Origin of the sequence: Bradyrhizobium elkanii USDA 76 (assembly GCF_023278185.1) — a bacterium.
GTDB classification, from domain to species: Bacteria; Pseudomonadota; Alphaproteobacteria; order Rhizobiales; family Xanthobacteraceae; genus Bradyrhizobium; species Bradyrhizobium elkanii.
In genome coordinates, this window is the sequence record NZ_CP066356.1 from 7,558,332 (window position 1) to 7,580,278 (window position 21,947).

Here is a 21,947-nt window from a genome sequence, read left to right on the forward strand (position 1 = left end):
AAGGCCGCGACCCGCGACCTTACGAGGCCGCGAGCTCGGCGGCGGTCTTGCCGACGATGGATTCGTCGACGGGCTTCATTATGCCATGCTCCATCAGCATGTCCTCGAGCTCGTCCATGGAGATCGGGGTCGGAATGATGCCCTTGCCGCCATTGTTGTGAACCTTGGTCGCAAGATTGCGATAGTGATCGGCCTGCTTCGACTCGGGCGCATACTCCAGCACCGTCATGCGGCGCAACTCGGCATGTTGCACCACATTGTCGCGCGGCACAAAGTAGATCAGCTGAGTGCCCAACTTCTTGGCCAGCGCCTCCGCCAGTTCCAGCTCTTTGTCGGTCTGCCGCTCGTTGCAGATCAGGCCGCCCAGCCGCACGCCGCCAGAGTTGGCGTATTTCAGGATGCCTTTGGAGATATTGTTTGCGGCATACATTGCCATCATTTCTCCGGACATGACGATATAGATCTCCTGCGCCTTGTTTTCCCGGATCGGCATCGCAAAGCCACCACAAACCACGTCGCCGAGCACGTCGTAGGACACATAGTCAATGTCCTCATAGGCGCCGTTTTCCTCCAGGAAATTGATCGAGGTGATGACGCCGCGGCCGGCGCAGCCGACACCCGGCTCAGGACCGCCGGACTCCACGCAGCGGATGTCCTTGTAGCCGACCTTCATCACGTCCTCGAGTTCGAGGTCCTCCACGCTGCCGGCGCTCGCTGCAAGGCTCAAAATCGTGTCCTGCGCCTTGGCATGCAGGATCAGGCGGGTCGAGTCCGCCTTAGGATCGCATCCCACGATCAGGATTTTCTGACCCATCTCGGCCAGTGCCGCCAACGTATTCTGGGAAGTGGTCGACTTGCCGATGCCGCCCTTTCCGTAGAACGCGATTTGTCTCAGTGAAGACATGTTGTTCTCCATCAACCGATTTGCCAAAAGTTGCGCGCTTCCTACACGCGAGCTTGTTTCTCTCTCAGAAACGGGGCACACGGGTTCAAGGGAAGGAGCGCATCGCTCGCCTTATGCGTCGGCGTGCACTCAGCCCTCACTCAGTGTTGCTGCCGCTTAATAGCAACCGTCATGCCAACACTGTCCGCGCTCATTAAGCTTCTGATTGCATTCTAAAAAGCCAACGAGCCGTTGAACAACCCCGGAGTGTTTTGCACCGGACAGGATCCGCTCGGCTGTCAGAAAACGAACACCGGCCAACCAATCAGGCTGGAAAACGGCAGCTTGGCATGACCAGATCCAATGCTCTCAAATGGAACGGGACTTGCTCCTCTTCTTGCAAGCCAGTGGTCGGCAATTTTGGCAGAGCGAGATGCAGTCGAGGTTGGCATCTCTAAGGCATGTGACCGGCGATGGGGTTCGTGGTCGATGATGCGAGGTAAATTGTGCGGCTCACCGACCAATTGATCCAACTGATCAGAACGACGCGCCTGAGCCTGAAGGCAGCAAGAAGCGACTTACAAGGGTGCCTCGGATCGAAACTAGCTGCGGTTCTGCCCCGCGCTTCGTTTGCGAGACATGAAAGGCCAATTCTCGTTGATGAGTTAATCGTCCAACGAAGACGTTAAGAAGGGGCGCAAGCACGGTACGGTGCTCAAGCCGCTTATGTGTGATCATTTGCACGAGCGTCAACTGCGCTCTCCGACATAGCGGAACCCGTCGCCGATCGTTCAGCTCAGCGAACCCACATAAGCAGACCATGGCGACAATCGTCTTTTATCAAAAACCCGGCTGCGTCACCAATGCACGTCAGATGCTGGCGCTGAAGGCCGCTGGCCATGACGTGATAGCCAAGGATATATTGAAGGAGCCGTGGGCTGCGGAGGAATTGCGACACTTCTTCGGCAGGACGCCGATTGCATCCTGGTTCAACCGAGCCGCGCCTCGTATCAGGTCAGGCGAAGTTAATCCTGACGCAATCGACGCAGCGAGCGCACTGACGTTAATGCTGGCAGATCCGCTCCTGATCAGACGTCCGCTGATCGACGTCGATGGTGCAAGATGCGCCGGATTCGATCATGAAGCCGTGCTGTCGTTGCTTGGCCGGGACGCGCAAGGTGACCTTGAGGGATGCTCCCACGAACAACAGGGCACGCACTGCCCGCAGATGTGAGGATACGATCGATCATACGACTGCGCCGCCAACCAATGCGAACAACGATCCTGCCTTATCGCTTTGTCAGGATGGCCGACGGCATGTTCGGCGAGACGGCCGACGTGCGTGGCTCTTCGTAACCAGCGGCGCTCAGATTGCTCGGTTTGAATAAGACATGTCGTCGCCTGCGGTGTGGGAAACCACCGCAGTTCTATCGCGCACAAGATTCCTGCAGCCGGGATTTGATCAGAGCTTTGAGCCGAGACACGGTTATTGAATAGATTCGGCTCAGACGGAATGTTAAACTGAATAAACGATACGGACAGAACCACGGAGCTTCGTGGTCGTGATCCTTATGCAACGTGGCTGCATAATTGCGCTACGTGCGCCGCCATTTTGATCAGCATCAAATCAATCGCCGTCTCCCATGTGTGACAGAGGTCTCGCGCGACTCTTCGCGCGAACTTTGGAATGGAGAATTCGATGAGGATCAAAGCAATTCTGACGACGACATCGCTGCTCGCGCTCGCGAGCTCGTTGGCCAGCATGTCGGTTCAGGCCGCCGATCTGGCGCAGGCCCCTATCTACTACAAAGCCCCCCCAATCGAACCCTTCAATCCGTGGATGATCCGCCTGCGCGTTCTCGGCGTTTTACCGGATACCGCAGGCAGCTCCGTCAATGTCGCCGGGGCGTCGCCGCTATCCTCGCCAGCCTCCGGGCTATCGATCAGCGACCAAGCGGTACCGGAGCTCGATATCACCTATTTCTTCACAAGAAACGTTGCCGCCGAACTCATTCTCGGTGTGAGCCGCCATCACATCAGCGGCACAGGTAAGCTAAATGGACTAGATATCGGCAAGGCTTGGCTGTTGCCGCCAACGCTGACTCTGCAATATCACTTCACCGATTTCGGCCCGCTCAAGCCTTACATCGGCGCGGGCATCAACTACACCGTATTCTTCAACCAATCGGCTGCCAATACGTCGCTCGCCGGCCTTGCCGTGACGGATTTGCACATCGCCAACCAGTTCGGCGCCGCGGTCCAATTCGGCTTCGATTATATGCTTGACCGCCATTGGGGCCTCAACTTCGACGTGAAGAAGTTGTGGTTGCGGCCGGATTATTCGGCGACCGTGAACAATGCGATTGCCGTCACTGGTCGCGCCAATATCGACCCATGGCTCGTCAGCGGTGGCATCACCTACAAGTTCTGAGGCTGGAAACACGCTTCAGTGAACTTCCCGGACGCGCCGGGTCGCCGGACGCGTCTCTCCGTTATAATACAGTACAAACGCCAGCGAGATGATGCGTAAAGACGCGTCGTCTCGCCGGTGACCAGGAGCCACTCCCAGCATTGCTCGCGCTGTGCGTCACGGATGTGTCGGTAAGTGGTGGAAAACAATCAAATCGAGCCACTAGTGATAGGCTCCTGCTCGTGCTTCCCGGCATTAGCAGAAGCGGCCGCCTGCCTATCGGCGCCAAGAATTCAAGGCGGTCGCCCCCTGCGAGAGAACGACCGCACTTGCAAGGACATGAGCTCAGGGCTCTTCGGCCCCGATCATGAGTAGAATCCGATCAAGGCTTACCTTGTAGCGCATGTTCTTGAAACCAACGCCATAGCGACAAGTAAGCAGTCCCGTGTTGGGCACGTACTGGAAGCGTTAGGGCACCCGATCATTGTCGAACGTTCCAAGATGCTAGCTACTGGGCGGATAGGCCTGCGATGTTCGATACAAAGGGCGAGCGGCGCTCAAGCGACGCCTTTAGCTTCGCCTCAGCACCATCACGAGGCGATCGACACGTTTGCCCTGCTTGAGATGAGAGTCTACGATTTCATCAACGTCCTCAGGCGTGGTGGCGCGATACCAGATTCCGTCTGGATAGACGACCATCAAAGGACCGGAGTTACAAAAGCCAAGGCAGCCCGTCACCGTGAAACCGACATCAGTGAGGTCTTGCGCTTCGATCGCCTTGCCCATCCGATCCCAGAGGGCCTGCGCCCCAGAAGCGCCGCAACTGCCGTGCGGATGATTCGGCGGTCGCTGCGTGTTGCAGGCAAAGACGTGATGCCTATAAAGTTGAGGAAGCTCGAATTCGGTTTCTGCGTTCATGCGCCTATCCTGAAATCAACGGCCTCCGTCATCTGAAAAGAGACAAGATCCGAGCGCATCCGCCCGAACAACCTGCTCCTCAGTCGAACGCCGCATCGACCAATTGATCCTACTAATTCCCACTCCAGCTTGCGAAAGCGGGCGACATGCCGATGATGATCGCTGACGATCAGCGATACTCGACATCTAGAATATCCTCCTTGATCAGCTTCAACCTCGCGGTGTCTCCCTCCGCATTACTTACGCAACCATCCAACTTTTCCAAGCAAGTTCCGCACCAGATGCGTAGCGATCATTTCTTCAGCGATCTCATTCTATGCTCCGGCGCGATTGACGATTATCCGGCGCGACTGACAATTATGCCGAGGTTGCAACATTGTCACCCTCCCTTGTTCCATGCGTGACATATGGCACATCGCGTTTGGTACGCTCCCGCTTCAGCATTTCGCGTTGCGCACCGTTCGCACGCACAATAGCCGGACCACGCCAACGCGCCCGTTCGTGCATTCGACCTTGGCGGCCGCCACCGGCTGACTATGGTGCGGCACTCGCTAAGGGCATCGCATGAACGAAAGCTTGGCATTGCAATTGCTACGCCCGCTTCGGCGGTCGTCCAAGAATTGTGACACAGGATCGTCATTCCTCCAGACCAAACGGTCCTGTCAGTCTGGGTCCCCCCATTTCAACCAGCCCAGACGGTGCCCTCGGCGTAACCGCCGAGGGCATTTCCTTCTCAAAGACATCGTATCCAGCGGCGGCAATGGCCTGCTGGCTCGATTTGGTGCGCTAGCGCCAAAGCACCTCCTAGGTGCCGCGAAGGTCGCGGTCGCACGAGGTTCGGCTGTTCGCCTCTCAACGCCAAAGCATTGACGCGCGTCCGCGCCCAGCACTCGCTGGTACGATGGCATTATTCGGCGACAACGCGCCGGAGACGTGTTGAGCAACAGCCAAGTGACGCCTGCTAATCGGGATGGATCGTTATATCCATGGTTTCGTCGCTGTCCTCGAACGGCTCGGAAAACCGATCATCCTCAAGTAGCTTGATGCCACACAGGCAGACGTCACCTTCGATGACGGCGAGTGCGATCGGCTCAAGTGTTTGTCCAGTGCAGGGACCATCGATGCACAGCCCGGTGTCGATCTCAAATTTCGCACCGTGCCGTGCGCATCTGAGAAAGGAGCGATCGGAGGAGAAGAACTCGCCGGAGCCGATGTTGAGCCATAAGCTGTCATGCGGACAACGATTGACGTAGCCTAGATAGTCATCGTCAAAAGTGCGAACCACAACAATTGGAAACGGCCGGCTCTCGCCGCTGTCGTCTACCTGCGACAAGCTAAAGGCCTTGGCGCCACACCGCTCGATGGCATCGACCGGACAGACGGCAAACACCTCGATCTGATCACACATCGGGCCGATCATCCCTTTGCTTATCCAGGCCTCGCAGTTTCCTGCTTGAAAGCTTCGACTGCAGCCCGGGCCAGCCGAAAAACGCCGCGGCCACGAGCGAGCGGCCGATAGGTCGAGCCGGCACGGGTATTGAGGACATCAAACCATTGGTTCGGCGTGAGCTTCGCCGGGCGCTCGCTGATTTGGATCACTCTCCCGTTTGGAGCGAAGCGGACGTGAATGATGACCTGTTGAGAAGTCATGGCAACCCCTATTTGGCCGACTTTAAAGACCCGAGCCGAAACTGAGGATCTCTGTTGCGACGTGCTCCGTTTCCGGAAGCTTGCGTGGCCTCCAGCCGCGGCTTGGAGACCGCGCCTCGCTACTTTCGAGCAGGTCTTCTTCGTGCCCACGGCCCCCCTCGGTCGCCCCGCTCATCTCGCGCGACGTCGCAAGTGGGATCATCGCATTCGATCGTGGTCCGTCGATGTAGTGGATGACGCGCATCTCAGTAGATCGCTGCCCCTGCGCCCACGTTGATCGAGGCATCCTTTACGGCTTCGACAATGAACTCGATCCTGTCGTTCGTGAGATGGGTGTGAAACGGCAGCGCCAGGGCGCGATCGGCGATCTTTTCGGCAACAAGGAAATCGCCACGTCGATAGCCGAGTTCGAAGTAGTGGCGTTGCAAGTGCAGCGGATGGCTATAAGCGACGGCTTCAATTTGGGCGACTCGCAGATCATCGACGATGGCATCGCGACCGGATCGCGTGAAGCGTGTTCCAAGATGGACGAGATAGAGCAACCAATTCACCTCGGTCACATGGGGACCAACGTAAGGCGGCTTGATGCCCTCAAATGATTGCATATGCGCGTTGTAGAGCTGCTCCACCAGCCGACGACGCTCCAGGATTTCATCGAGACGCTTAAGCTGCGCCAGACCCAAGGCTGCCGTGACATCGCTCATGCCGGCTTGGTATGGTGCTGCGGCACCGACGATCACGGAGGAGCGTTCGTCCAGGCGGTGGGCGCGATAGCGACGCAAGCCAACCGCGATGTCGATATCGTCCGTTACCACCATTGCGCCTTCGCCACAACTTAGGGCCAAGGGCTGGGCAAAGTCGAAGACCGCCAGGTCGCCAAACCGGCCGACGAGTTCGCCCTTGTAGCGCGATCCGATTGCTTCGGTGGAATCCTCTAGAAGCGCCAGATGGTGGCGCTGCGCGATCGCCCGCAATTCCGACCACGGCGCGGGATGGCCGTTGGGATTGCCGGCGACAATCGCCCGCGTGTGGGCCGTGATGCGCTCTTCGGCTTTATCTGGGACCAATGTTCCCGACCAATAGTCGATGTCGGCAAATACCGCCCGCGCGCCTGCAAGACCGATCGCATGGACGGTCTCGCGGAGGGAATAGGGCGAAGCGATGACTTCCTGCCCTGGCCCGATGCCGACCGCCTTGAGCGCAAGCACGAGCCCAATGGTGCCGCTCGAGACCGCAACGGCATATTTGCGGCCAAGATAGGCTGCAAAAGCGTGCTCGAACGCCTCAGTGACCGACCCATTGGAGATCTGCGGCGAGCACAGAATCGTTTCCACGGCGGAGAGCTCGGCGAAGGTGATATCGGGATCGGACAATGGAATGAAGGACGTATTTGCCTCCATCCTGTCCGCACCATCAGGCCGATGCGCTGCCAGTTCAATCCCGCTCACCGCGCAACATTCCTTCTTGCCAACACGATGCCGGTCGCCCGCTTCGGATCGGCCGTAATCTGCACGCAGTGATCCGACCCGTCGAGCAAATGCAGGTCGAAACGAGGGAACCGCCGGAACGGCTGATCCGTCACATCCGACGCATCGCAGCGAACGCATGCAAGCTGCGGAAAGCGGCGCCGCAGCTCGACAAGGGGGCCCATGTCCGCGCCGTCGACAGCAAGCAGCCCTTCGATTTCAATCAATTCCTCCGCAGTAAGCGCCATCGTGGCTCCTCTAGGACTCCCTAAGGTGGTCGTCATTGCCAGAACAGGCGCTCCGGATCCGCGTTCAACTCATCGATTGCTGAAGTCAAGTGGTGGTAAAGGCTGTAAAATTCCCAGATCCCTTGCGCGTGGTTCTTGCAAAACAGCTTCCAGATCCCACTGACGGTGTCGTAAAGAATCAGCGCGACATCAATGAGACCACCATCCTGGTCGATATTGCGCGAGCAACAGGGACTCTCGATCAGATAACCACCCCTCACTGGCGTCACGTTCGGCGAGACATACAGATAGCGCTTGCGCGAGCTCAAGCCGCGCTCGATCCGCATGCGATCGAGCTCGTTTGGGTGAGGAACCAACCCGGTTTTTACCTTCCTCATCAGCGCGGCAGTCATCGCGAAAGCCCCCCTTCAGAGCACCGTGATTTCTTCTTCAAAACAGCCAATGAGCCGTTGCACACCAAAATCGACAGTATAGATCGGCACGTCGGCTTCGGTATGGATAGCGACTCTGACGATCTCGCCGGTTGCTCCGGCGCCGAGCACGATCCCGTCGGGTTCCGTATTGGGAAAAGAGCCATCGTTGATGAGGTCGACCGCCGCTTTAACGCGTTGGCCCCGCCGATATTTCGGAAAGCGGTCCTCAGTCATGACACAGCCTCTTCCGGCAATGGCAAATCATCGATCTCCTCGCACGCGTCCACCGACTCAAGCTCCTTGCGCTTCATGCCAACGCGGTAGCCACGTTCGAGAAACTCGACGCCGTAGATGTAGAATTGCTGCAGGAACGTTCCGATCGAAACGACGTAACCCACCTCTCCCTTCTTGACCAACACCTCGCCAATCTCTTTGCCGCGAAAGGTGCCATCATTACGGATGGTGCGATTGGCCCGTACCTTTTCGCTAAAGCTGAAGAAAGGCGGCCCGCTGAGCTCGACGACGTCGCTATCGCGAACGATTTTATTCATGCAGCGCTCCTCATGGACACGCAGGGCCGCCGCCATACCAGCGCAAGCGAGGTCCTGCATCGATTTGTCCTCATTCTCGAAGACATCCCGCGATTCACCAGCGGCAATGCCGCACGCCATTTCAAGGCGGAGATACCGGTCAGGACCGTGCTGCGGTGCAGTTCGCACCCTCGGCAACAGTCCCTGCATATTCTCGAATCGCACGGAGGCGTTCGGGTCGTTCGCCATGGCTAACGGCCACTCATCGCGGACAACCCATGCCAGAGAGTGGCGGCACTCGACCTCCGCATGACTCATCAATCGGTAGAACAGCTGCAGCGATGCGGCGCGCAACGGCGCGATCAACTTCATTGTGCTGGCCGGCCAGCATCGGCGCCATTCCTCGCACATCAAGCGAAGATCCGGGCCAGACGGCGAGGCTGCGATGGGGCTCGCTTCGCAGGAGCAGGCGCATGGGCTCATTCCTGGGCACGGTTCGCATCATCAAGCGGCGGCAATCCGTTCACTGGGCTCACCTTTAGGCTGGCGCCTGGTATCGCGCCAAGGATGTGTCAACAACGCAGGTATTGTCGACTGGACAGGCGGCGACGCATTGCGGCTCGTCGAAATAGCCAATGCATTCGGTACATTTTGCCGGTTCAATGACGAAGCTCCCCGCCTTCTCAGAGATTGCAACGTTCGGGCACAAGGGTTCGCAGGCTGAGCAGCTCGTACACTGCGAAGCAATGATCTTGAATGGCACATCCCCCCCTACGCCGCAGAGATCACGGCTTTCTGCCGAATCGACGCGTCGCCGCGCTTCACGTGCTGGATCTCACCGCTTTTCACCCGGTCGAGATAAGATCGGAACCAGGAGATCACCGACTTCTCAAACAACTCATGCGCGTATTGATCAACCGGCTCGATTCCGGCCTTGATCAGGTTGCTTTTCGGGCTGCCGCCGATTTTGGCCACGAACACCGCGTGGCAGTCATTGATGCCGCGAATGATAGTCGAAAGCCTATCCTTCTCCCCATCACCGCCTTGGCAGTAGACGTCTACGCGGCGGTGGCCGACGAATTTAGTGCCGGATGTGGAAAGTTCGTAGACTTGGAATTCCCTCGCATGTCCAAAGTGCTCGTTGATCAGGCCGGAGCCTTTGGTTGCGACTGCCACCAGAAGCGAGATCTCGCTCGCCGCTCCGGCCAATTCCCCGAGCTCTTCTTTGCTGGCCGCGGCCTTGGCAGCACGCTCATCCTCTACCCGGTCTTGGTAAGCCTTGCGCATCTCGAGATCGTATTTGACGTCCATCTTCATGACTCGGTCGGTCGTAAACTCTGCGCTGCGATCTTCTCCGAGTAGACCCACAGCATCGGCACGGCACTGACGGCAGTGACGCATCATGTTCATCTCCCCTTCGCAAGCATCTTGCAGCGCCTTCAATTCCTGCGCTGTCGGCCCGCGTTGACCGTTGAGGCCAAACACCGTGCCGTACTCGGGTGCGGAGATCAGCGGCATGATATTGTGGAGGAAGGCGCCGCGCGACTTCACCGCCTTGTTCACTTCGACCAAGTGACCGTCGTTGATATGCGGGATCATCACAGAGTTGACCTTACACAGGATCCCCCGTTCGCTAAGCATCTCCAAGCCTAGCAGCTGGCGATCGGCAAGTACCCTTGCCGCGTCGAGGCCGGTGTAGCGCCTGTGGTTGAAGAAGATCCAAGGATAGATCTTGGCGCCGATTTCGGGGTCGATCATGTTGATGGTGATCGTGACATGGTCAACCTTGGACTTGGCGATGACGTCAACATAATCTGGCAGGCTCAGCCCATTGGTTGATAGACACAGCTTGATGTCCGGAGCCGCTTTGGCGACGAGTTCGAACGTCTTGAACGTCTTTTCTGGATTGGCCAGCGGATCGCCGGGACCGGCGATGCCAAGCACGGTCATCTGGGGAATAGTGGCCGCGACCGCAAGCGCTTTCTTTACCGCCTGCTCCGGCGTGAGCTTCTCGCTCACCACGCCCGGACGTGATTCGTTGGCGCAGTCGTATTTGCGGTTGCAGTAGTTGCACTGGATGTTGCAGGCTGGCGCTACTGCGACGTGCATGCGCGCGTAATGATGATGCGCCTCTTCGCTGTAGCAGGGATGGCTCTTCACTTTTTCCCAGATCTCGGTCGGCAGATCGGCTTGCCCTGCCCGCGAGCCGCAACTCGCCTGCCCGGAGTTGGACGAGGTGCGGCAGCCCTTATGCTCGGCGGCCTGCACCATCTTGCTGGCACCTACCGCAGCTTTGGCACATTTTCCGCGCCCGACGACCGCGTTCATTTCCCATGTCTCCCTGCAGGCAATGATCTCAGGACCAGCCCCGAGAGCCTCAGCAAGAGCAGTAGCAACTCATATGCCATGGTAGAGTCGATGCGATTGTAGCCATGCGCCAAACAGTTAGCTGGAACAGCAACGCAACCGAATGCAAGAACAGCAACCATGCGCGTGTTTGAAAGCCAACAAGCACGTCGTGTTCCTGCCGCCGAGCTCCACGGCGGGTGCATTCATTCAAACGCCACGCATGCGCGATCCCGGCTCCTTCCCCGTTGACCTTGATGCGATGCGGCATCTGACAATAGGCCGATGCGACCTGGTGGTCTGGCTTCGCAACGCCCTAATGGGTGAGCAGTATCTCGACTGCGCGAGGCAATCCAATCGCAAGCGGCGTCAGGCCCTGCTCGCGCAGAAAGCGGAGCTCATTGCGTGAGAGCGCATCTAGATCAACGATCGCATAGTGGGTTTTGGCTGTACGCTTGATGATTTGCCGGGCATAGCTACGCAACAGCTGGTCGTTGAACCGACAGCCGATGAAGAGAAAGCTCTGTCCGATCCGCCTTTCTTTGATGATGTCCGGAATCGGTGTCTGGATGTCGATTTCGGTCAGCACCTCGACATAGTCCGCGTCGGAGATCAGGAAGTTCTTTGCCGGCTGCACACCGCCATGCGGCTTGTACAGCACCGTCGCCCAGCCATCCGCCACGACACCGTCGACCGCTTGGCCAATCGAGTCATAAAAGCGATACCAGCGATTCTCGCCAATGCTGGCGCGGGTGATACCCTGCACTTCGCCCCATCCATCGCGCTTATCCAACGCCCCGCGCATCGCGCCATCATACCATGTATCGACTATGATGGGCAGCGACAGAGACGCAAGATGATCGTGCAAGGCGGTCGGCTCGACCGGCCGAGCGAAGGCCTGCGCCATCAATGCCGTCACGGTGGAGCGATGTTTGCTGATTTCGATGTGCTGCGCCGCGGCCCATGCATTGCTCTTGGCCCGTCGCGGCAGCGCGACCTTGCTGGCGAAGAAAGCAGATAACGCCTCAGGCGTCGTCGGCACATCGGGTCTGGACAGTTCAGCAAGGCCAGGACCGATATAGGGAACGATGCTCGCGGCCCTCAGCCCGGCAGCAACGTCCGCGAGAATGGCCTTAGCATCGGTTGCGTTGACAAAATCGATTTGCACGGGCGCATTCACGGATCGTCACCGTTTTCGCCTCGTTTCTTGGCATTGATTGTCACCGGTAAGCGCGTATCGGTCGCCATCTGCGGCAAATCGAGCACCCAGCCATTGGCTATTTTGATCCAGCCGCCCCATAGCGTCTCGTGCTCGGATTCCACGATCGACTGTTCGAGATCCTTTTTCGGCACGTAGATCGACAGGCCCGAGTCCGGAGCGCGGCGAATCATGATCTTCACGAGCTCAACTCCCTCGACTGCCGCGCATAGCTGGCCAGACTGGCCGATCCCCGCAAATTGGCGCGCAGGCGAGCCACGATGTCGCATAGTACGCACACGACCTCATCGACCTCCGCAACAGAGGTTTCACGCGACAGAGAAAAGCGCACCGCGCCGCGCATACTCCGCTCCGGCACCCGCATGGCGCGCAGAACATGCGATGGCTCCATTGAGCCGGACTTGCAGGCTGCCCCCAGCGACACTGCAATGCCCGCACGATCGAGATGATGGACGATTGCTTCGCTTTCAAGATCATCGAACGCGATGTTGGCCGTGTTGGTTAGCCGGTTGCTAGTATCGCCGAGCACCGCGCACTCGCCGCTGCGCAAAATCCCCTGCTCCAGGCGGTCGCGCAACGCACCAATGCGAACACGCTCCGGCTCGAGCCGCTCCACCGCCAGCTCCGCAGCTTTTCCAAGACCAACGATGCCAGGGATATTCTCAGTACCGCCGCGGCGTCGACGTTCCTGTGATCCGCCCCAAATCAGCGGCCGGAATTTTGTCCCTTTGCGCAGATAGAGCGCGCCAATCCCTTTTGGGCCATGCAGCTTGTGCGCCGAAAGCGACAGCATGTCGATCGCACTGTCCTTCAGGTCGACGCGTTCCTTACCGACGGCCTGGACCGCATCGGTGTGAAACAGCGCGCCTGCCTCACGGGTCAACCCGGCCAGAAACTCCACGGGAAAAATCGTACCGGTCTCGTTATTGGCCCACATGGTCGAGACGATCGCCGTGCGGGGCCCGAGCGCGCAGCGAAACGCCTCGATGTCGAGCCGGCCGCGGGAATCTACCGGTATGATATGTGTCTTGACGCCTTTCGGCGCCAATTGCTCGACCAGGGAAAGGATGGCGGAGTGCTCAACCGAGGTGGTAACGATCTCGTCACGGCCTTCCTGGCTCGCAAGCGCCGAGAGGATGGCAGCATTATTTGCCTCGGTCCCACCTGAGGTAAAAATGATCTCATGATCGTCGGCATTCCCCAACAGATCCTGCAAGCTACGGCGCGCCTGCTTCAGCGCGGTTGCGGCCTCGCCGCCAAAGGCGTGGCTGGATGAGGCATTGCCGAATCGCTCGGTGAAGTAAGGCAACATGGCTTGCACGACGGACGGATCAGTCCGCGTCGTCGCGTTGTTATCGAGATAAATCGGCACCTGATCCCCCACTCAATCTCACGCCTTGGCTGCTGCAGCAACCGGGATGAAACGGACGAATTCGCCGAGTCTCTCGACAAGCCGCGCCTGAACGCCTTCCAACGATCCGCTCAAAAGCTCGCAAAACGCGCTGCCACCAACGCAGACCATGTTCCTGCTGCCACCGATCCGGATCACTCGACTGCTGTCACCCCGTTGCAGAATGGATCGGATCTTCTCGAGTACGGCGCGAATGCGCGGTCTTCGGCCGTTCACGGCGGCCTGCAATTGCCTGAGTTGCTCTGATTCGGCCGACATGCTCGATGTCTCTTCCATATCAGCTGAACGATTTTCCGCAGGAGCAGCTCGAGGTGGCGTTCGGGTTGTGAAAGGTGAAGCCTGCGCTCTCCAGCGCCATCACGAAGTCGATGGTTGTTCCGACCAGATGTTGATGGCTCTTGTCGTCGACAAACACCTTCAGGTCACCGCACTCAATCACTTTGTCGTCGGGCTTCGGTTCCTCAACCAGACCCATCGTGTATTTGAACCCGTTGCAGCCGCCTGCCTCGACCATAATGCGCAGGCCGCCAGCTGGCTGTGTCGATGATGAAATCGCACTCTTGACCGCATTCACCGCGCTATCCGTCAGGTTGATCATGGCTTATCCTTCATCTGCTTAGGACTGCGTGCTCTTGGCAAGTCATGTGCCAGCGCGCAGACATTTGATGATGCTTGCCTTTTCGGGCCACGCCTGTTGACTTTGGTACTCGTGTCGAATTTCGGACAAGGCTGCTTCAGGCTGTCGGTGCCCATTTCACGCCTTTTCCTTCCCGGCTATGCCGCAGACCGCTGCACATGGGCGGCAAGCAATTTGCATTGCATCTCGCACCGACGCCGAAGCGTTGGTGAAACGCTTAGATCGAGGAACGTTCTAATGACTGCAATCGAGAACACCGCACTCGGCAGACTTGAGAAGGAGGGTCGCCTGCTCAATGCCGTATTCAAAGGCGGGACCATTAAGCCTGGGCGGTTCGGCTTTCGCGGTGACGTCGCACTGAAATTCCAAACCCAGGTCGCGGACGAGAAGCGGCCGCCGGACTATTCGATCGAACAAGTTTTGACCATCGCCCATGATGGAGAGCGAACCATTCCGGTGCTAGCCGGCTATCTGCATTCCTTCGCCTATCTTGCCGACGTTGCAGGCGTGCTGGACGGCGCGTTAAGCCCCGACGGCAGCTACTTCATGTTCTGCAACAACATAGATCTGCTGGCGAAATACCGAGTCAGGCTTGGCGATGCCACTTTCCACGTCCTTCCGTGCGACGAGTCCACAGTTTGGAAGGAGATGATGGACCTGGTCGGAATCAACAAGGACGACATCAAGAAGCTCGATTCAGGTGGCAAGCTGGATTACCTGCTCGATGCGGCAAAGAATCTGGATCTGTCCTGTGATGAGATCTCGTACGAAGATGGGCTGAAGAGGATGGAACCCGTGAAGAATCGAAACGAAAATCGGCCGGTCTGAGCGCTGGCTTCATTCATCAAAAGGCGTATCGTCTTCGACAAGACGCACGCCGACGACACAGATATCACCATCCAGAACTGTCAAGGCGATCGGCGTGAGCGCTCTGCCCTTGCACGGACCTTCGACGCACCGGCCAGTGCCAAGTTCGAAGGTCGATCCGTGTTTACCGCACATCAGCCGGACGCCGTATGGATCGAGGAACTCGTTCCGCTCCCAGTCCAAATTAACGCCGTTGTGCGGGCATCTATTGAGATAACCGAGCACCGTCTTGCCCCAGCGCACCACAACGATAGACCACGGCCGCTGATTGCCGTCGTGATCGACGATCATAAGACGGAATCCCATGGCCCGGCGGCTTGGAATGTCGCTAAGACCGCAAATCGCGTAAATGGCGTCTGACTGCATTCATTGCTCGTCGAATACGACGACACGCTTCATATCACCTGTGTCAACAATGCGACAACCGTAGGAGCTCGCCAGATTGGCTCCGCATTGTAGCACTCGAGACGTAAAAGCTCGCCTGTACAACAACTCACTCGCGTTGGTGCATGATGAGACGAATCCCGCGCAAGCATTGATCTTCTAGCCTTTCGAAGGTTCCGCTTTCGTCCACAGTCAGGCGAGTCGCATCGCACTGCGGAATGGTGTGGCTGTCTACGGTATGTGACGAAGCACACCGTCTCTTTGTATTCTCGATCTTCGCATGTGCATAGATGTGCTTGCGTTTGCGGGCCTGCGCAGCTTGACTGATGAGAATGATGCATTTCAACCAAGACTGGCGAAAATGCAGGGACTGCTGAATGCTCCGCAGACGCCGCATTGACCGCCAGCTAACAACGCCGCACGCGTCGTTGCTGCAGTCGATCTAATAGCTCGCAGCGAGGCACGCCTTAAAGTCGGCGTGCCCGCTGTTGGCGGTAACCGCGGTCACCGCCAAAATCATCCTTGGGCGCACACCGGGAGCGTGCGCCTCATCAGGCCATAGCCTTCGCTGGCGCGCGCAATCCACGAAACGCCAGCCATTTCCTGCCGGCTCCCGCGACTTACAGCTGCTCTACTCTGTGTGCATCCCCGCAAGGGCGCGCTCCAAGTAGTAGTATGCTGTCGATTCATCTTCGTCAGAAGAGTCACACTGGCGAGGCGCTTGGGTAGCGCTATCACCATCCCCTGCCTTGGCGAGGTACTTTGTAGGCCTGCCTACTCGCTGCCACTCGTCGTTCTCATTCTTGGTCCACACTTCCGGATGCTGGTGAGGATCAAGCACCCAGTGGTTTCGCCCCACGTGAACAAAACCCATTTCCACCAGGCGGGGTTCCATCCCGCCTAAGGCTGGTTTTGACAAGATCAGCGGCTCAGCGCCGTTGCGCGCATCAATTCTCAGTTGATGTTCCAGCAGAATATCGCCCGCATTCTCGACCAGGGGATGTGTCACCCGAAGGTCTACCACAGACGTCAGATCGTTGCGGCCAAACTGGTTCCGGAAGGCGTCTCCTTTGATCCGAACCGGACCTCCCACTCTTAAGAGGCCGACCGTTTCGTCACCCAATTTATAGCTGAAAAATTTCGCTGGCCTGGACAGATCATCGTAGGTGTGGAGATAGCTTCCAGCGACCGTTGCTGCGCGCTCAGCTTTCTTGGATACGAAATCCGAGTACTCTTCCCGGCTACTTGCGATGCTCTGGATATCAGAACCCAGAAATCTCCACAGTCCGTCATTGAAGGAAGAGCGATCGATCTCGGAAATGGGCGGATTGGATTCCAGAGAGTATCGCGCCGGCGACGCCCCACTTGAACCGACGCCTGCAACCATTTCCGCAAAATGCGAGCTGTCCCCCGCCTCTCCCGCTTCATCAGCTTGGCTGGCGCCTGTGGACGGGCTCGATGAGCCAACGATTCTGCCATACATCAGATCGCTCTCCTATCGGCAAATTTGCACGCTGTTGAGCTCGTGCCGCGCAAGCTCTGCCGACTAGAATACACAGCCTAGCTTACCGCAAGCTGACCCAGATAGCGCAAAGCCTCTGTCCGCCTCGCACGCTACGACCAGGCGCTCCGCGCGCATTCGCGCCGCACGCGCTACTCATCGAATTGCATTCGGTGAGTGCACATTACGTCACATTGACGATGGTCCATCCCTCAAGGACTGGCCACTCATCGCCACACGCACGATCGCCTTTCATTAGAGCACTTGCAGGCTGGGGGTTTGATCAGATACTTGAACAAATGCACACGTCTATCGAGGACCGGCCCGCCCTTACGCTCTCGTTTTCCAGTTCTGTGCGTTTTAGTCGTGTGCTGCCGATATCGACCATTTCGTGACGCGCTGTTGCGCTGTCCCCGCCGTTCGGTGCAGCGGCATCGTCGGGCCGCGGCAGGTCGTCTAGACCATCGAGACTATCAGCGCAGGCCGGCCTGATCTTCACGCCCGTGTTGCACGCGACCAGCAATGGCTCTCGCCCGCTACATGCCGCACGCCTGCCGTAGGGACAGACCCGGCCTTCGGCTTACGCAGCTTCGGTTGCGGCTGATCCGTGGGTCTGACAACTGGCCGGGCAAACTCTGGCGCAGGCTCCGCAGCCGATGCAGGCGCCCTGATCATTCAAAACCATGATCTTCTTTTCAATTTCATCGTCATCGTCATTGTCGAGGTCGACAAGTTCGCCACTTTCGTTGATCCCCCTCAACGTCATGACATCTCGACCGCACACCTTGAAACACCGGCCACAGCCGATGCACTTGTTGGCATCTATCGAAATCAAGTAGTCCGGCGTCCAGTCGCGGCCATCACGCGTTGCAAATGACATGAATCGGCCTCCTCTAATTAACTTCCAGCGCCTTCAAATCATGGCTCTTGCGTTCGAGTTCGGCATAGGCATCATGCGCCTTCTGCGCCACCACCATGATCGATGTCCAGTTGATGGGAAGTTCTTCCGAGAGGTCGTGCAGATCCATTTTGGCTTGGAGCGCTTTGGCCGAAAGTTTCTTTAGCTCCGCCTTCAGTAGTTCACGATCGCTCATGAATGCCCTCAATAGTTTGCCACGTCCGGAAATTTCCGAATCAAGTCAATTCCGGCCCCGACATATTTGTCACCCTCCTGCGCGAGCTTTGCGAGGTTATCGAAGCCGAAGCGATGCATATCGCGCAGCTGCCTGTTCACGGCGATCAGCCGCCCCCCGATCAGCACCATGCGGCCAAAACCTTCATGGTGCATCTTCAGCATCGGCTGGATCATCACGCCGGTAGCTCTCTCGATCGAGAGTGCGACTGCATTGAAGAACAGCTCCAGCCGCCACAGCGTGTCGGGATCAGGATCGCCGACAATCGGCAGTGCCCGTCGCTTCTCCTTGTCCAAGATATAGGGTTCAAGCAGCTCGAAATCGCTCTTGGCCTCCCAGGCTCCGTTGGTATCCTGAGCACGCCATATCTTGACCAGTTCCTTGAGGAACGGGGAATCGAGGGCGTCGCCCTGCTGCGCCATTTCTGTGGCCTCGGTCATCTCACCTCATTCGTCGAACTCGAATGTGCGCCGTTGGTCCTTCGCCAAGGCCTTGCGTAGCCACGGCGGCGGCGTGCCCTTCAATACGCGCTCGAGCTTTTCGAGCAGCGCCAGGATGTTCTCTGGCTTATTCACCTTGATAGGATGGATGTTGTTGGCCACCACCCGCGCAGCACCGGCACCGCCGATGGCGGCAACATACAGGATTGCACAATCCTTGATTGCCTCGATCTTCGGCGCCAGCTTATCGTCGTCACCGTCTTCCTTGAGATCTCCCTCGAACTCAACCGCTTTGAGAAACACGTGCCCGTTTGGCGCGACATCGTAGATAGCGATATTCTTTGCCCACCCAAAATGGGCATCGACGCGTCTTAGGTCTTGCGTGGCGAATGCGACCTTCATGCAGTCGACCTCTCAGCTGCGCTGCGGTGGCCCGACGTTAGCGGCAGTGCCGCCAAAGGCCTCCATCTATCGGGCGTCGGCTGATGATTCTCCTCGCGGTCCGCGATCACAAGATTGGCGATATCAAAGATCAGAGCGCGCGTACCACGATAACCGACGGATAGCTGGTGCCCTGCACCAAGCCGATCGAACATCGGAAAACCGGCTCGATAGAACGGGATTTTCAGCCGAGCCGCCGCTTGCCTGCCATGCGAATGCGTGATCAGCAGGTCGCAATGCTTTGTTCTGGCTAGCTCTTCCAGATCCTCAAGATCGCCGATCAGCACCTCCTTGGTCTTGATCCGCTCGATCACCGCCGACTGCGTGGTCGTCACCGCCGCGCTCACCTGCGCGCCCATCTCGTGCAGCATACTGGACAGGTCGAACAGCAGGTCTGGCTCGGCCGCGATTGCAAGTTTGCGACCACCAATATGGAAGTGCGCGTCCAGCATTGCGTCGGTGAGCTGGCCGCGCTGGCGCCGATATTTCGATGGCACGGGGCGGCCGCTGATCTCGCTCAGAAAAGTCACGAATTCGTCGTTCGGACCGAGACCGCATAACCGTTCGAACAGGCGAAATGGCACGCCGGTCCTGGCCTGCATGACCTCTGCTGCTCGCCGCATCTGCCCGCCTATCGCGATAGTCCACCCTGCGCGGCCCATGCTCGCGATTTCGTCCACGCCGATGCCGCCGATGGTCGTTGGGGTAAAGTCATCAGGGATATGCCCGTCGAGCGACCCCGCCAGATCAGGCAGGAAGGACGGCCGCAACCCAAAATCCTCCAGGATGGCACGAAGTTCATCAAGATCACCCGGCGTGAGGTGGCATCCTGGAAGAACATTCACCCTCGATGGATCGCGCAGGCCATTGACGTTTGGCCCTTCCACCAGCAACTCCACAATGCTCGCCACGGCCTTCTCCCAGCCGTCCTGGAACGCCCCCTTGAAATCAGGCGTCGAGACATAAACCAGCGGTAATTTCGCAAGCTGCGGATGCTTGTCCCGGATCAGCTTGAGGTAGGCATCGACATCGTCTCCATTGGTCTCGGTGACACCGGTCGAGCAGATTCCGATGATCTTTGGCTTGGTACGATTGTAGATATTGAGTATCGCCTGCTCGAGATTCTCATAGCCGCCGAGCACGGTCGCGACCTCGCTCATCGCAGTGGTCTGCAGCGGTACAGCCTCCTTGAAATGCCGCACAAAGAGGGTGAGCCCGAAGGAGGTGCAACCTTGTGAGCCGTGCAAAAGCGGCATCGCCCCGCTTAGCCCCATGAACGCAAATGCGCCGCCGATCGGCTGGCTCATCTTCAACGGGTTAACCGCGCATGCTTTTGTCGGCAACGTCGCGATGGCCATGACACCTTCCTATTCGGCGGCCTGCAGCCCGGCGCGCGGCGCGGACGCCAGGACGTCCTCGATGCGTCGCTTGCAGCAGCCACCGACGGCATTGGTGTGATTTCTGACTGCCTCGACGCTCCTCAGGCCATGCGCGTAGATCGCATCTTCGATCGTGCCGAGATCGACCGTGTTACAGGAGCAGATCTTTCTCGCTCGCCGCGCCGCTTCGGCGAGCGCCGGATCGCGCGCGATCGCCGCCACCGGCGATTGCATCTGCAACATCGCGTTGGCCAAAGCCTCCCATGGCGCCGGTCGACGTAGCTGGTCCCACATCGGGTTAGAGAGCGACTTAGCGATCTCCTCCACCAGCTTGACCATTCCGACATAACCCATATAGGCGTGGCAACGCTCCTGGTTGACATCGAGCCAAGGCATCGCCGCCTTCAATGCAACGAACTGCGATTTGCCGCCCGAGAGCATGATGTCCGCCTTGGCGTCCTTCAGCATTCTGTACATTTCGCGCGGCGTCATATCCTCGATCATGTGGGCATCTTGCCCCATGAGCAGCTTGATGCGTTCCTTGTCCTCCCTCGTCGACTTCTTCACACTGGTTCCGACCATTTCAAGGCCGGCTTCCTGTAGCGCCGCAACGACCGACCATGACTTGACGCCGCCGGTAATCAATAAAGCCTTCTTGCCTTTGAATCGTGGCTTGTACGGCTCGATCGCAGCCCACGCTCTCGCCTCCTCGCGTGCGATCACCGCTTCGGTGCGCCCGAGCAGCTCTTGCGGCGCGCCACGTTCAACCAATAAGCGGGCAATCTGGCGCAGCGAATAGCTCGAATCCTGAATACCGTAGAATGACCCTTCGAAGAACGGGATCCCGTAGCGTTCCTCCATCTTGCGTGCGACGTTGACCATGGCCTTCGAGCACACCAGCATCGCTGCCCGTGCGCGATGGGATGAAGCGACTTCGCGATATTTGCCATCGCCCGAGATGCAAGACAGAATCCGGATGCCAAGCTCTTCGAACAACGGCTTTACCTGCCAGAGCTCTCCCGAGAGATTAAATTCTCCGATCAGGTTTACATCGTACGGCGTGGCGTAGTCCGGCTCCTGCGTTCCGATTACATAGTCGAGCAAGGCCTCGCCGGCGAGCTTGTTACCGAGGTTCTTGGAACCAACGAACCCCGGGGAATTGATCGGAATCACCGGCTTGCCGAACCTTTGAGACGCCGCCTTGCAGACCGCGTTGATATCGTCGCCGATCATGGCCGGGATGCAGGTCTGATAGACGAAGATTGCGGGCGGGTCGCGCTTGTCGATGATCTCTTTGATCGCTTTGCAGAGCCGCTTCTCGCCCCCAAATACGATATCGGTTTCGCTCATATCGGTTGTGAATGCCGTGCGCCACAGACTAGAGCCGGAGGACGCCGCGCCGCGATTGTCCCAAGAATTGCCTTCGCATGCGATCGGACCATGCACGAGGTGAGCGACGTCGGTAAAGGGCTGCAGCGCAATCTTGGCGCCGTCGAAGGCACACCCGCCCGCAGCGCCGCCCGGCTGCAGTTGCTTGGTGCAACCCTTCTTGCGCTCAGCCTCCGACTTATTGCCATTCTTGGCGCAGCCCGGCTCGCTGAAGATATCCTGGACCGTGGCCGCTAGCGAACTCATCAGCTTTTTCCTCTCTGCGAAAGCAACTCTCTGCCG

The 21,947-nt window shown here is 58.2% G+C and carries 26 protein-coding genes; 3 read left to right on the forward strand and 23 right to left on the reverse strand.

Annotated features, from left to right (window positions below):
- Positions 1–19: 19 nt before the first annotated feature.
- Positions 20–904 (reverse strand): nitrogenase iron protein, encoded by an 885-nt coding sequence (gene nifH / locus JEY66_RS35775; protein ID WP_026192307.1) that lies wholly within the window; start codon positions 902–904, stop codon positions 20–22.
- A gap of 709 nt (positions 905–1,613) precedes the next feature.
- On the opposite strand from nifH, the gene JEY66_RS35780 reads away from it, so the two are divergent.
- Both JEY66_RS35780 and JEY66_RS35785 read left to right on the forward strand, forming a co-directional pair.
- Positions 1,614–2,117 carry an ArsC/Spx/MgsR family protein gene (locus tag JEY66_RS35780; RefSeq protein ID WP_338075584.1) on the forward strand — a complete coding sequence of 168 codons (504 nt, stop codon included), beginning with the start codon at positions 1,614–1,616 and terminating at the stop codon, positions 2,115–2,117.
- Positions 2,118–2,570: 453 nt separating this feature from the next.
- The gene (locus tag JEY66_RS35785; protein WP_016848180.1) at positions 2,571–3,314 is read left to right on the forward strand and encodes an OmpW/AlkL family protein; all 744 of its coding nucleotides are present in this window, start codon (positions 2,571–2,573) and stop codon (positions 3,312–3,314) included.
- A gap of 549 nt (positions 3,315–3,863) precedes the next feature.
- On the opposite strand, the gene JEY66_RS35790 is transcribed toward JEY66_RS35785, so the two are convergent.
- The 14 genes from JEY66_RS35790 to JEY66_RS35860 form a co-directional block, all read right to left on the reverse strand.
- Positions 3,864–4,211 carry a (2Fe-2S) ferredoxin domain-containing protein gene (locus JEY66_RS35790; RefSeq protein WP_035632565.1) on the reverse strand — a complete coding sequence of 116 codons (348 nt, stop codon included), beginning with the start codon at positions 4,209–4,211 and terminating at the stop codon, positions 3,864–3,866.
- A gap of 961 nt (positions 4,212–5,172) precedes the next feature.
- A complete protein-coding gene (locus JEY66_RS35795) occupies positions 5,173–5,631 on the reverse strand; it encodes a Rieske (2Fe-2S) protein (protein ID WP_016848177.1) in 459 nt (152 codons plus the stop codon).
- Between the two features lie 475 nt (positions 5,632–6,106).
- Positions 6,107–7,261, reverse strand: coding sequence for a DegT/DnrJ/EryC1/StrS family aminotransferase (locus tag JEY66_RS35805; RefSeq protein WP_018269923.1), 1,155 nt, complete (start codon positions 7,259–7,261; stop codon positions 6,107–6,109).
- Between the two features lie 44 nt (positions 7,262–7,305).
- A complete protein-coding gene (locus JEY66_RS35810) occupies positions 7,306–7,575 on the reverse strand; it encodes a hypothetical protein (protein ID WP_016848174.1) in 270 nt (89 codons plus the stop codon).
- A 32-nt stretch (positions 7,576–7,607) separates the two neighbouring features.
- On the reverse strand, positions 7,608–7,967 hold the full coding sequence (locus JEY66_RS35815) for a DUF3024 domain-containing protein (protein WP_016848173.1): 360 nt from the start codon (positions 7,965–7,967) through the stop codon (positions 7,608–7,610).
- A 15-nt stretch (positions 7,968–7,982) separates the two neighbouring features.
- A complete protein-coding gene (locus JEY66_RS35820) occupies positions 7,983–8,222 on the reverse strand; it encodes a nitrogen fixation protein NifZ (RefSeq protein WP_016848172.1) in 240 nt (79 codons plus the stop codon).
- Positions 8,219–8,539: a nitrogen fixation protein NifZ gene (locus tag JEY66_RS35825; RefSeq protein ID WP_026192302.1), complete on the reverse strand. Its 321-nt coding sequence runs from the start codon at positions 8,537–8,539 to the stop codon at positions 8,219–8,221. Before JEY66_RS35825 ends, JEY66_RS35820 begins: the two co-directional genes overlap by 4 nt.
- A 517-nt stretch (positions 8,540–9,056) precedes the next feature.
- A complete protein-coding gene (locus JEY66_RS35830; protein ID WP_075968411.1) occupies positions 9,057–9,281 on the reverse strand; it encodes a 4Fe-4S binding protein in 225 nt (74 codons plus the stop codon).
- Positions 9,282–9,289: 8 nt separating this feature from the next.
- Complete coding sequence (gene nifB / locus JEY66_RS35835; protein ID WP_018269921.1) at positions 9,290–10,846, reverse strand: nitrogenase cofactor biosynthesis protein NifB; 1,557 nt, start codon at positions 10,844–10,846, stop codon at positions 9,290–9,292.
- Between the two features lie 334 nt (positions 10,847–11,180).
- Complete coding sequence (locus JEY66_RS35840; RefSeq protein WP_018269920.1) at positions 11,181–12,044, reverse strand: SIR2 family NAD-dependent protein deacylase; 864 nt, start codon at positions 12,042–12,044, stop codon at positions 11,181–11,183.
- The gene (nifT, locus tag JEY66_RS35845) at positions 12,041–12,265 is read right to left on the reverse strand and encodes a putative nitrogen fixation protein NifT (RefSeq protein ID WP_018269919.1); all 225 of its coding nucleotides are present in this window, start codon (positions 12,263–12,265) and stop codon (positions 12,041–12,043) included. Before nifT ends, JEY66_RS35840 begins: the two co-directional genes overlap by 4 nt.
- Entirely contained in the window at positions 12,262–13,455 is a 1,194-nt protein-coding gene (gene nifS, locus JEY66_RS35850; protein WP_018269918.1) for a cysteine desulfurase NifS, read from the reverse strand. The genes nifT and nifS overlap by 4 nt, the downstream gene beginning before the upstream one ends.
- An 18-nt stretch (positions 13,456–13,473) precedes the next feature.
- On the reverse strand, positions 13,474–13,752 hold the full coding sequence (locus JEY66_RS35855; protein ID WP_026192301.1) for a hypothetical protein: 279 nt from the start codon (positions 13,750–13,752) through the stop codon (positions 13,474–13,476).
- A gap of 19 nt (positions 13,753–13,771) precedes the next feature.
- Positions 13,772–14,092, reverse strand: coding sequence for a HesB/IscA family protein (locus tag JEY66_RS35860; protein WP_018269916.1), 321 nt, complete (start codon positions 14,090–14,092; stop codon positions 13,772–13,774).
- Between the two features lie 276 nt (positions 14,093–14,368).
- Between JEY66_RS35860 and JEY66_RS35865 the strand changes: the two genes are divergently transcribed.
- Entirely contained in the window at positions 14,369–14,959 is a 591-nt protein-coding gene (locus tag JEY66_RS35865) for a hypothetical protein (protein ID WP_016848163.1), read from the forward strand.
- 9 nt (positions 14,960–14,968) lie between these two features.
- Here JEY66_RS35865 and JEY66_RS35870 read toward each other — a convergent pair whose 3' ends face one another.
- The 8 genes from JEY66_RS35870 to nifE all read right to left on the reverse strand — a co-directional run bounded on the left by JEY66_RS35870 (position 14,969) and on the right by nifE (position 21,911).
- Positions 14,969–15,364 (reverse strand): Rieske (2Fe-2S) protein, encoded by a 396-nt coding sequence (locus tag JEY66_RS35870; protein WP_026192300.1) that lies wholly within the window; start codon positions 15,362–15,364, stop codon positions 14,969–14,971.
- A gap of 649 nt (positions 15,365–16,013) precedes the next feature.
- Positions 16,014–16,865, reverse strand: a complete 852-nt coding sequence (locus JEY66_RS35875) for a hypothetical protein (protein ID WP_018269914.1) — start codon at positions 16,863–16,865, stop codon at positions 16,014–16,016.
- Between the two features lie 598 nt (positions 16,866–17,463).
- Complete coding sequence (gene fdxB / locus JEY66_RS35880) at positions 17,464–17,763, reverse strand: ferredoxin III, nif-specific (protein WP_018269913.1); 300 nt, start codon at positions 17,761–17,763, stop codon at positions 17,464–17,466.
- Positions 17,764–17,776: 13 nt separating this feature from the next.
- Positions 17,777–17,977, reverse strand: a complete 201-nt coding sequence (locus JEY66_RS35885) for a CCE_0567 family metalloprotein (protein WP_016848159.1) — start codon at positions 17,975–17,977, stop codon at positions 17,777–17,779.
- Between the two features lie 8 nt (positions 17,978–17,985).
- Positions 17,986–18,456 carry a NifX-associated nitrogen fixation protein gene (locus JEY66_RS35890; protein ID WP_018269912.1) on the reverse strand — a complete coding sequence of 157 codons (471 nt, stop codon included), beginning with the start codon at positions 18,454–18,456 and terminating at the stop codon, positions 17,986–17,988.
- Between the two features lie 6 nt (positions 18,457–18,462).
- Complete coding sequence (nifX, locus tag JEY66_RS35895; protein WP_018269911.1) at positions 18,463–18,858, reverse strand: nitrogen fixation protein NifX; 396 nt, start codon at positions 18,856–18,858, stop codon at positions 18,463–18,465.
- Positions 18,855–20,255 carry a nitrogenase iron-molybdenum cofactor biosynthesis protein NifN gene (gene nifN / locus JEY66_RS35900; RefSeq protein ID WP_026192299.1) on the reverse strand — a complete coding sequence of 467 codons (1,401 nt, stop codon included), beginning with the start codon at positions 20,253–20,255 and terminating at the stop codon, positions 18,855–18,857. Before nifN ends, nifX begins: the two co-directional genes overlap by 4 nt.
- A 9-nt stretch (positions 20,256–20,264) precedes the next feature.
- On the reverse strand, positions 20,265–21,911 hold the full coding sequence (nifE, locus tag JEY66_RS35905; protein WP_018269910.1) for a nitrogenase iron-molybdenum cofactor biosynthesis protein NifE: 1,647 nt from the start codon (positions 21,909–21,911) through the stop codon (positions 20,265–20,267).
- Positions 21,912–21,947: the final 36 nt, after the last annotated feature.

What these genes read in the sequence shown, in the direction of transcription:
- nifH (WP_026192307.1), bottom strand. Translation starts at nt 904, where the DNA reads ATGTCTTCACTGAGACAAATCGCGTTCTACGGAAAGGGCGGCATCGGC.
- JEY66_RS35785 (WP_016848180.1), top strand. Translation starts at nt 2,571, where the DNA reads ATGGAGAATTCGATGAGGATCAAAGCAATTCTGACGACGACATCGCTG.
- JEY66_RS35790 (WP_035632565.1), bottom strand. Translation starts at nt 4,211, where the DNA reads ATGAACGCAGAAACCGAATTCGAGCTTCCTCAACTTTATAGGCATCAC.
- JEY66_RS35795 (WP_016848177.1), bottom strand. Translation starts at nt 5,631, where the DNA reads ATGATCGGCCCGATGTGTGATCAGATCGAGGTGTTTGCCGTCTGTCCG.
- JEY66_RS35805 (WP_018269923.1), bottom strand. Translation starts at nt 7,261, where the DNA reads ATGGAGGCAAATACGTCCTTCATTCCATTGTCCGATCCCGATATCACC.
- JEY66_RS35810 (WP_016848174.1), bottom strand. Translation starts at nt 7,575, where the DNA reads ATGGCGCTTACTGCGGAGGAATTGATTGAAATCGAAGGGCTGCTTGCT.
- JEY66_RS35815 (WP_016848173.1), bottom strand. Translation starts at nt 7,967, where the DNA reads ATGACTGCCGCGCTGATGAGGAAGGTAAAAACCGGGTTGGTTCCTCAC.
- JEY66_RS35820 (WP_016848172.1), bottom strand. Translation starts at nt 8,222, where the DNA reads ATGACTGAGGACCGCTTTCCGAAATATCGGCGGGGCCAACGCGTTAAA.
- JEY66_RS35825 (WP_026192302.1), bottom strand. Translation starts at nt 8,539, where the DNA reads ATGAATAAAATCGTTCGCGATAGCGACGTCGTCGAGCTCAGCGGGCCG.
- nifB (WP_018269921.1), bottom strand. Translation starts at nt 10,846, where the DNA reads ATGAACGCGGTCGTCGGGCGCGGAAAATGTGCCAAAGCTGCGGTAGGT.
- JEY66_RS35855 (WP_026192301.1), bottom strand. Translation starts at nt 13,752, where the DNA reads ATGTCGGCCGAATCAGAGCAACTCAGGCAATTGCAGGCCGCCGTGAAC.
- JEY66_RS35860 (WP_018269916.1), bottom strand. Translation starts at nt 14,092, where the DNA reads ATGATCAACCTGACGGATAGCGCGGTGAATGCGGTCAAGAGTGCGATT.
- JEY66_RS35865 (WP_016848163.1), top strand. Translation starts at nt 14,369, where the DNA reads ATGACTGCAATCGAGAACACCGCACTCGGCAGACTTGAGAAGGAGGGT.
- JEY66_RS35870 (WP_026192300.1), bottom strand. Translation starts at nt 15,364, where the DNA reads ATGCAGTCAGACGCCATTTACGCGATTTGCGGTCTTAGCGACATTCCA.
- JEY66_RS35875 (WP_018269914.1), bottom strand. Translation starts at nt 16,865, where the DNA reads ATGTATGGCAGAATCGTTGGCTCATCGAGCCCGTCCACAGGCGCCAGC.
- fdxB (WP_018269913.1), bottom strand. Translation starts at nt 17,763, where the DNA reads ATGTCATTTGCAACGCGTGATGGCCGCGACTGGACGCCGGACTACTTG.
- JEY66_RS35885 (WP_016848159.1), bottom strand. Translation starts at nt 17,977, where the DNA reads ATGAGCGATCGTGAACTACTGAAGGCGGAGCTAAAGAAACTTTCGGCC.
- JEY66_RS35890 (WP_018269912.1), bottom strand. Translation starts at nt 18,456, where the DNA reads ATGACCGAGGCCACAGAAATGGCGCAGCAGGGCGACGCCCTCGATTCC.
- nifX (WP_018269911.1), bottom strand. Translation starts at nt 18,858, where the DNA reads ATGAAGGTCGCATTCGCCACGCAAGACCTAAGACGCGTCGATGCCCAT.
- nifN (WP_026192299.1), bottom strand. Translation starts at nt 20,255, where the DNA reads ATGGCCATCGCGACGTTGCCGACAAAAGCATGCGCGGTTAACCCGTTG.
- nifE (WP_018269910.1), bottom strand. Translation starts at nt 21,911, where the DNA reads ATGAGTTCGCTAGCGGCCACGGTCCAGGATATCTTCAGCGAGCCGGGC.